This is a genomic window from Streptomyces sp. NPDC097981 (genome assembly GCF_040302565.1).
Classification (GTDB): domain Bacteria; phylum Actinomycetota; class Actinomycetes; order Streptomycetales; family Streptomycetaceae; genus Streptomyces.
In genome coordinates this window covers 16038-24240 of sequence record NZ_JBEORW010000069.1, presented here as the reverse complement: position 1 = coordinate 24240, position 8203 = coordinate 16038, and the positions used below count along the sequence as shown (strand labels likewise).

General features: G+C 67.2%; 9 protein-coding genes and 1 pseudogene. 2 read left to right on the top strand and 8 right to left on the bottom strand.

The window, feature by feature from the left end; all coding sequences use genetic code 11:
• The first annotated feature begins 443 nt into the window (after nt 1-443).
• Nucleotides 444-1070: a hypothetical protein gene (locus tag ABTY04_RS37195; RefSeq protein ID WP_352217855.1), complete on the top strand. Its 627-nt coding sequence runs from the start codon at nt 444-446 to the stop codon at nt 1068-1070.
• A 393-nt stretch (nt 1071-1463) separates the two neighbouring features.
• On the opposite strand, the gene ABTY04_RS37190 is transcribed toward ABTY04_RS37195, so the two are convergent.
• The 7 genes from ABTY04_RS37190 to ABTY04_RS37160 form a co-directional block, all read right to left on the bottom strand.
• On the bottom strand, nt 1464-1934 hold the full coding sequence (locus tag ABTY04_RS37190; RefSeq protein ID WP_352217854.1) for a hypothetical protein: 471 nt from the start codon (nt 1932-1934) through the stop codon (nt 1464-1466).
• Nucleotides 1935-2285: 351 nt separating this feature from the next.
• Nucleotides 2286-2507, bottom strand: a complete 222-nt coding sequence (locus ABTY04_RS37185; RefSeq protein WP_352217853.1) for a hypothetical protein — start codon at nt 2505-2507, stop codon at nt 2286-2288.
• Between the two features lie 30 nt (nt 2508-2537).
• Nucleotides 2538-3446 (bottom strand): hypothetical protein, encoded by a 909-nt coding sequence (locus tag ABTY04_RS37180; protein WP_352217852.1) that lies wholly within the window; start codon nt 3444-3446, stop codon nt 2538-2540.
• Nucleotides 3422-4204 carry a helix-turn-helix domain-containing protein gene (locus ABTY04_RS37175; RefSeq protein WP_352217851.1) on the bottom strand — a complete coding sequence of 261 codons (783 nt, stop codon included), beginning with the start codon at nt 4202-4204 and terminating at the stop codon, nt 3422-3424. The genes ABTY04_RS37180 and ABTY04_RS37175 overlap by 25 nt, the downstream gene beginning before the upstream one ends.
• A 156-nt stretch (nt 4205-4360) precedes the next feature.
• The gene (locus ABTY04_RS37170) at nt 4361-5341 is read right to left on the bottom strand and encodes a zinc-binding dehydrogenase (RefSeq protein WP_352217850.1); all 981 of its coding nucleotides are present in this window, start codon (nt 5339-5341) and stop codon (nt 4361-4363) included.
• Between the two features lie 83 nt (nt 5342-5424).
• Nucleotides 5425-6009: a TetR/AcrR family transcriptional regulator gene (locus ABTY04_RS37165; protein WP_352217849.1), complete on the bottom strand. Its 585-nt coding sequence runs from the start codon at nt 6007-6009 to the stop codon at nt 5425-5427.
• Between the two features lie 378 nt (nt 6010-6387).
• On the bottom strand, nt 6388-6771 hold the full coding sequence (locus ABTY04_RS37160) for a hypothetical protein (RefSeq protein ID WP_352217848.1): 384 nt from the start codon (nt 6769-6771) through the stop codon (nt 6388-6390).
• Nucleotides 6772-6844: 73 nt separating this feature from the next.
• Here ABTY04_RS37160 and ABTY04_RS37155 point away from each other — a divergent pair.
• A pseudogene (locus tag ABTY04_RS37155) lies at nt 6845-7453 on the top strand (transposase family protein); the annotation flags it as partial.
• Nucleotides 7454-7631: 178 nt separating this feature from the next.
• Here the strand turns inward: ABTY04_RS37155 and ABTY04_RS37150 are convergent.
• A complete protein-coding gene (locus ABTY04_RS37150) occupies nt 7632-8087 on the bottom strand; it encodes a WD40 repeat domain-containing protein (RefSeq protein WP_352217856.1) in 456 nt (151 codons plus the stop codon).
• Between the last annotated feature and the right edge of the window lie 116 nt (nt 8088-8203).

The following is an 8203-nucleotide window of genomic DNA, read 5'->3' as shown; positions in this document are numbered from 1 at the left end:
GCCGAGCTCAGGCCGAAGAACACCGCCGGCTTCGACACCGTGTCCACGTGCCCGACCATCCGCGCGCTCAGGAGAGACCGGCCTCGCTGCGCTCGGCCGAGGCGCCTTCGGCGCCTGCTCCTTCGCTTCGCTTCGGAGCAATGAAGCGCCTCGCTGCGCTCGGTGGGGCTCGGCTTCGCAGAGCCAGGGGCCGGCCCTTCGGGCCGGTGTCCTTCGCTTCGCTTTGGACGGGTTCGGGTTTCCGCTGCGCTCCACCCGAACGGCCCGCTCCGCGGGCCTGGGTGACCCCGTTTCACGGGGCCGAGCTGCGTCCGGGAGAGCATCAAATGCATCCAAAATAGACAGGCGGGCGCAATGCTGTCTCTATGCCTGATTCCGAGTCGGATGTGAGTCCACAGCAACCGTCTGGTAACCCATGGTGGAGACGTCTAGGGAAGTGGGTTGTGGTGGCTCTGCTGGGGCCTGTGATCGTTGGAGTCGCCGTAGCGTGGCTCACCGGAGTGTTCAAGGAACACCCACGCCCTCAGAAGCTCACCGAGGAAAAGTATCTGCGGCCCTTCACGGACTACGGCCATCTGGAGAGGCCCTACCGGGTGACTCGCCGCTACCAAAAAGGTGACTGTCCAGGCCCATCCTGGATCTCAAGCGACCCGCAGAGCATTCGCTGCGGAGCAGAGGATCAGATTCTCGACCCATGCTGGTCCTATGGCGTGGACACGGAAGCTGTCGCTTTCTGCTTCAAGAGCCCCTGGGACCATGACGTTTCGGCCATCACTCACCCGAGTATGACGAACCAATGGCCCTCGGCCGACAAGGGCTTGCCATGGGCTCTGGAGATCCGCGACCCCTCACACAAGTCAACACTGCAATGCGTTGCCGGGGGAGGAACAGCCACCTACGTTGCTGGGATGCGCGGGAACTGGGACTGTCATTTGCCTGGTGAGGACCGCTCTGCAGGCAGCGCCCTCGACGGCATCACACGCTCGCAGACAAAGCCATGGACCGTTCGCTACGCTTCGGAAGATTCGTCCGAAGTGCTGAAAGCAGACATCATCACCGTCTGGTATTGACCGCCATACACAGGTCCAGCACGGCGAGAGACAGCTCCCTGATGCGGCCGGCGGTGGCCGGCTTCGCGAGCCTAGGGCCGGCCTTCGGCCGGGGTCCTGCGCTTCGCTCCGGACTAGTTCGGGTTCCGCTTCGCTTCACCCCGAACGGCCTGCTCCGCAGGCCTGGGTGACCCCATTCCATGGGGTCGGGGCCTTCGGCCCGTTGGGGGGGGTCCGCTCCGCTCCCCCCCACCCGGGTCCTTCCGGCTCCGCCTCCAGGATCGGCAGCAGGGGGTGGGGTCACGGCCGGGCTGCGTTTGCGGGGCTCCTGGGGCTGGCCAGGAGGGGGCTGAACGGCGCCCGCGGCTTACCTGGTGCTGCTGTGGTCGATGACAAGACAGGAGCGCCGGCTCGTCAGCTTGTCGTTTGCCCCCCAAGCGATGTGCCGATGGCTCTTGTCCTCCCGTCAAGCAGGTTCCGGACTGCTTCCTGGAGGGCTTCGCGGTCCAACTGACTCTCCTGTGTCAAAAGCAGGCGTGCTTCAGCCTCGACCTCGGCCCACGCCAACCGGGTTCGCCGGTTCTCGGTGCGTCTTACGTCACTACGGAGAAAGCCCGCCCCTGCTGAGAAACCAGCAGCAATGAGCGCCAGCAGTGCCGCCGGGACACGGGCCTGCGGCGACGACAATCCAGCAGCTCCAGAGAGGCCTGCGAGCACCGCGGCGGGAAAGCCGAGCCCGACATTCATGACGCCCCAAAAACGCACTAGTTGGTGGGCGCCGCGTTCTCGTCGCTCAGCTTCAGCGAGCACACGTTCGATTTCGGCCCTGACCGGCGTCACTTGCCCCTGTGACTCGCCTTGATGCTGCGTATTGTCTTCAGTCACGCGCTAAGGATCTCACGGTGTCTCGGCGAGAGTCTGAGCAACAGCGCGATGTCGTGCCTCGGTCGGCTCCTGGCCTGCGGAACTCCCGGGGCTGACCAGGAGGCCGAGCGCCGCCCGGGGCTGTACCAGTGCTGCTGTAACGGATGACGAAGTCCACTGTCAGCCAGGTGACGAGCAGCGTGGAGTATGCGAGCCGCCGAACAGAGGGCACCGCCCGGTGGGTCCGCTTCGCTCCCCCACCTTGCCCTTCCGGCTTCGCCTCCAGGACAAGCCCGCTCCACGGCGGCCGGCTACGGGAAGCGGGTGGGTGTACTGCCGGGATCCCGTCCGAAAGGTTGCACCTGGGGCTGATTACAGCGTGCCGTCAGCGATACGTTCGGCTGCGTCCTGCGCGACCTCGCTGGCAATGCGCACACCATGCCTCTCACCAGCAGCCAGGAGGGCCGCCTTCACCTCCGGTGCCGGTCTGCCGGCATGCGTTACGCGAATCTCCGCCAAGGCCTTCTCGTACCGCGTCACGTGCTCCTGGACCCAGGGCATGGCCTTCTCGTAGTCGGAAGCATCAGCGGCCATGCGAACAGCCTACCTCACTCAGCTTGTGCTTCATTCTTGATTTCGGATTGACTCTGGAACCGACGGATTGCACCGCTGGCTCGCCGTATCGCCGATCGTGTTGTCGAGGATCACTGCAACTGCACAGCACTCAACCAACCTGCGCAACCAGACCCGATGCGACACCGCACTCCGCTGTCCAGGCCAACTCATTTCGATGATACCGAGCTCACCGCGCCAGGCTGTCGCATGCACCACGCACACCGGCCTTTGTAGAGCAATCGAGCCATCGGACAGGTCATGTGCAGTCTGAGGAACAATCCCGCGCAGCGTCGTACAAAACACCCCACCACCAACCCACTTGGGAGGCCAGCCACGCTCCCCGCACTGTCCTGGGCTGAGGCAGGCCCTCGGGACGGGGGCCTGCCACGCCAATGGTTTATGCCTTGTCCGGCGGATCAGGGCGGTAGCCGTCGTAATCGTTCCAGCCCGAAGAGCGGGCCAATTGCTGCCAGCTAAGTGGTCGACTCTCGAAGTCCTTCGAGGGTTGATCAGGCTGCCAAGGGCGACGGAGGATTCTTCTTGGCGGTCAGCTGGTGTGTGTCGGTCGAGCCGGGCCAGCAAATCGTTCAGGTCGGAGGTGGTGAACCTCCACTGGAACGGCTGTGCCGTGGCGTTGCAGCGGTCTTCGAATGCTCGGAGCCGGTCCCGGACCTGGGTGAGGTCCGTGAAGTCGTTGGGTTGGACGACCTTGCGCTGGACGATGGAGAAGAGGATCTCTAACTGGTTCGTCCAGGAGGCGTGGATGGGGGTGTGGACCATGACGGCGTTCGGAAACCTGCTGGCCAGGCGGTCGATAGCCCGTTGGCCGCGGTGGGAGGAGCCGTTGTCGACGACCCAGAAAACGCGTTTCGCGCTGGCGTAGGGCTCGGTGGTCATGACCTGCTCGACCAGGGCCATGAACGGCATGATCCCGGTCTTGGGCTCGCAGCGGCCGAAGACCTTCGCGCGGTGGACGTCGTACGGCCAGGTAGGCCAGCGCGCCGCCGCGGCCGTACTCGTGGTTGACGCGCATCGCCCGAGCCCGGCCCGGGGCCAGGGTCGGATGACAGCGGCAGCGGGCCTGGACGGAGGTCTTCTCGGCTGGAGACGACGTACTCGTCCTCGCCCACCGGGACACCCTCGAACGTGCGGGCGTAGAGGTCCAGGACACGCTGGGCCTTGACGCGGAAGTTGGGGTCGCGGATGAAGATCCAGGACCGGTACCGCCAGGGCTTGACCGCGTCCTCGCGCAGCCATCGGCGCACCGTGGAGGCGGAGACGCTGTCGGTGATCCCGCGCGCGGTCAGCTCGGCGGCCAGCTCCGGGCAGGACCAGCGCGACAGCGGCACGCCGGTCTCGGCGGGTAACTGGCAGGCCAGCGCCTTGGCCTCGGCGACCTGCACGGGGGTGAAACGGGCGGGGCGCCCTGAACGCTTGCGGTCGGCCAGGGCCGGCAGCCCGCTGTGGGCGAACCGGCCCCGCCAGGTGCGCACCGTGTCCACGTGCATCCGCGTCTGCGTGGCTATCCGGGCATTGGAGAGCCCCCGGGCCGCCAGCAGCACGATGGTTGCCCGCTGCCGGGTCTGATGTGGGGTCTTGTGGCCGTAGGCCATCGTCTTCAGCCGGTGGCGCTCGGAGGCGGTCAGCACGACGGGCACGGCGGGGGCGAGGGGCACGGGATGAAGGCGGCCGATCGTTGGGGGACGGGCAAGGCAGCAAGCCGCACCCGTGCCCCGGTCTGGCCGGTCCGTGTTGTCGCAGCGCGGGGAGAACCTCGCCGATTTCCTCGGGTGCGGCAGGGTCCCTTGGCGGCTGACGGAGGGTCTGGGGGGTCAGCCGAGGGCGACGACCATCTTGCCGAGGGCCTCTCCGGCCTCCATGGCCCGGTGGGCTTCGACGATCTCGTCGAACCGGAAGACCCGGGTGGGACGGGCCCGGAGGGCACCGACGTTGACCTTGGTGTAGATCTCGTCCAACGGTACGTCGGTGAGCGGGAATGCGGGGGTGCCCAGGACGAAGGCGCTGCCGAAGAAGCTGAGCCGGACTCCGCTGGGGAGATCGGCGATCGGGTCGAAGTCCCGAACCGGCTCGAATCCGCCCAGGAAGCCGAGCTGGCACACCTGGCCGCGCGGCCGGACCAGGGCCAGCGAGTCGCGCAGGGCGCTGTTGCCGACGACGTCAACCACCGCGTCGACGCTGACCTCCCGTTCCAAGACCTGGTCGGCGAGCGCGCCGTCGTCGATGAGGACGTCGGCGGCCCCGAGCTCCTTCAACAGTGGCGCTCGCTGCGGGTCCCGTGTCGTGGCGAGAACGGTCGCGCCGTGGTCGACCGCGAGGTTGACGGCGGCTTGGCCGAGCGAGGAGGTCGCTCCCCTCACCAGGACAGTCTCGCCCGGTCGTAGGTCCAGATTGCCGAACAGGCCGCTCCACGCCGTCGCGTACACCTCGGGCACCGCCGCCAGATCGGCCCAGTCCAGCGACGAGCGCACGGCCACCACGTTGGTCGCCGGCACGGTCACCAGTTCCGCGTAGCTTCCGTTGCGGGTCCGTCCCATGCCGCCGAGGATCGCCACCACCCTGGTCCCGACGGGGAGTTCACCGGATGGGTCTGCCTCGACCACCCCGGCGCACTCGATCCCGGGGACGGAGGCGACCTTCCCCCAGGCGCCGCTGCGCATGTACGCCTCGGCGTGGTTGAGGCCGAACGCCTTGACCCGAATCAGCACTTCGCCGTCGGCGGGCGCCGGGTCGGGCAGTTCGGTGAGGGTGAGAACCTCGGGGCCGCCGTGGGCGGAGATGACGATGGCCTTCATGTCCCAGCTCCATTCTTGAGCACTTATTCAACTATTGGCGCGAAGAAAGAGCCACCGCGTACGGTGGCCCGTATGCCCGGCCGTCAGGCGAGAGCAGCGAAGGCATTGTCGACGATCGTCCGCAGGAGCGTCTCGTCGGGATTCGCCTTCCCGACGACCATCAGCCCCTGGCATGTAGCGACCAGCAGCTTGGCGCTGCCGGCACAGTCCAGCGAGGCGCGCACCTGACCCCCACGGGCCGCGTTCTCCAGCGCGTGGGTCATACACCGTTCGAGCCGGGCCATGTGGCCACGCACGACGGCCGCTGCCGCGTCGTCCTCGGCGGCCTTCTCGATCGCCGTGTTGACGAGCAGGCAACCCTGTCGGCCCTCGGGGCTGAGCAGGTCGCGCACCAGCCCGTCGAAGTAGCCGCGGATCTCGGCCACCGAGGCGCCCGCAGCCTGCAACTCGCCCAGCTTCTCGGGGACGACCAGCCTGGAGTAGCGCTCCAGCGACTTCAGGAACAGCGCGTGCTTACCGCCCGGAAAGGCGCTGTAAAGGCTCCCCGGCTTGACCCCGGTCGCCTTCACCAGATCCTCGATGGACGTCGCCCGGTACCCGCGCTCCCAGAACCGCAGCATGGCCACGTTCAGGACGGTGTCGGGCTCGAACTCTCGAGGTCTGGGCATGAGGCAAACATACATGAGTGACCATTCAAGAACCACTGCTGGCGTTCGGAGTGAGGGTTCTGCGGCCACGCGAGGCGTGACCGCCGCCAGTGGCGCCGCTGTCCGACCCTCGGGTTGGCCAGCTTCGGGGCGTGTCGCGCGTCCTGGACAGGGCGCTGCCTCTACCTCGCCAGACAAGCACAGAGGACCCCGCCCCACACCGGCGCCTTCGCCGGCACCCCCGAAGTGGCCATCGACTGCACCTGCGAGCCCTACTCCACCGCCTCGACGTCTGAGCAGCCCTCCGACACAATGCCCACCACTGCGTCAACCCCCGAAGGACTTCGAGCGTCGACCACTTAAGAGTTGTCCCGTAAGGCGGGTTCCGCTGTCGGGGCTTCAGACGAAGCCCAGCGGGACGCTCTTCTCCATGCATAGCCGCAGGACGCCCGCCAGCTGGCGGGCGTCCTCGATGTGCTGCTGGAGGAGCTGGTCGCCGCCCTCCTGTGCCCACTGGTCGCTGATCGTTTCCAGCCGGACCAGAATCAACGCGCACTCGGCAGGCGAAAGGTCATCGCCGCCGGCATCTGGATGATCGAGGAGTGGCTCCAGAGCGGTGGACACCTGGCTCCACGGGCGTTCGCCGCCGAAGCCCGACATCTCGGAGAGGACGAACCCCTCGGCCTCGGCCAGACGCCGCCGGAAGGCGGCGAATCCGCTGTAGGACCAGGAGACATCAGGACTGTTGTTGTCTCCGTCGCCTGGGAAAAGAACCAGTCCCATGTGCCCTCCTTGCTTGCCGAGCACACAGGATCGAGGACGCTGGGCAGCGCCTGCAAACTGGAATGATCTTGGTGTGGCTGGTGTGATCACGGCGTCGGAGCCGTCCTGGATAGCCCCGTTCACCGGGCTGAGCCCGCGCCAGTTCGGCAAGCTGGTGACGGTGCTGCGACGCGAGGGCGCGGACGCGGTCCGCAAAGGCAGGCCGTGGAGTCTTCCGCTGGAGGACCGGGCCCTGCTGGTCGCGGCGTACTGGCGCACGAACCTCACGATGCGGCAGCTCGCGCCGCTGTTCGGGGTGTCGAAGTCGGCGGCGGGCCGGATCATCGACCATCTCGGGCCCATGCTGGCGCTCCAGCCCCGCAAGCGGTTCGCCAAGGACACCGTACTGATCGTGGACGGCACCCTGGTGCCGACGCGCGACCACGAGATCGCCGCACAGTCGAAGAACTACAGGTACTCCACGAACCACCAGGTCGTCATCGACGCCGATACCCGCCTGGTCGTCGTGGTAGGCCGGCCGCTCGCCGGGAACCGCAACAACTGCAAGGCATGGGAGGAATCCGGCGCCAAGGCCGCCGTCGGCAAGACCCTCACGATCGCCGACGGCGGCTACCAGGGCACCGGCCTCGTCATCCCGCACCGCCGTAAGCGCGGCCAGACCGAACTCCCGGACTGGAAAGAGGCGCGTCCGGGGCGGTGCCGATCTGGAGTTCGTCAACCTCGGAGGGCGGGCCCTGCTGCCAGGTGGTGTACTCCATCAGCCCGGCCTTCAAGGGGTCGCGCAGCCCCTGCTCGCTTTTCCGGGCCACGGACTGCGGCAGGGGCGCGCGACGGGCCCACTGCTCGGTCCAGATCCGTTTTCAGCTGCTGCCAGGGGTTGGGCACACGGGCCCTCGGCTTGGATGGTATGCCTCTCGTTCCTCTGGGGTGAAGTCGCGTTTGACTGTGCGACAGATCTGCTGGATTGCCCCGGAGGGAGCGAGAAGGACTCCGACCTGCAGTTGTACGGTGCGGTCGGCGCTGGCCGTGGCGAGGGTGTGTCCGTCAGGGCTGAACACCACGGACAGTACTGCGTCCTTGTGCCCGGTAAGGGTGGCGCGGATCTTGCCAGTGGTCACGTCCCATAGCCGGGCAGTCCTGTCGGTGCTGGAGGTGGCGAGGGATTTTCCGTCGGGGCTGAACGCCACGGACTCGACTGCGTCCGTATGCCCGGTCAGGGCGAAGCGGGTCCGGGCCCGGCCTGTGGCGACGTCCCACAGTCGTACGGTGCGGTCGGCGCTGGCGGTGGCGAGGGTGTGTCCGTCAGGGCTGAACACCACGGACAGTACTGCGTCCGTGTGCCCGGCAAGGGTGGCGCGGGTCTTGCCTGTGGCCGCGTCCCACAGTCCTACGGTGCCGTCCTCGCCTGCGGTGGCGAGGGTCTGTCTATCAG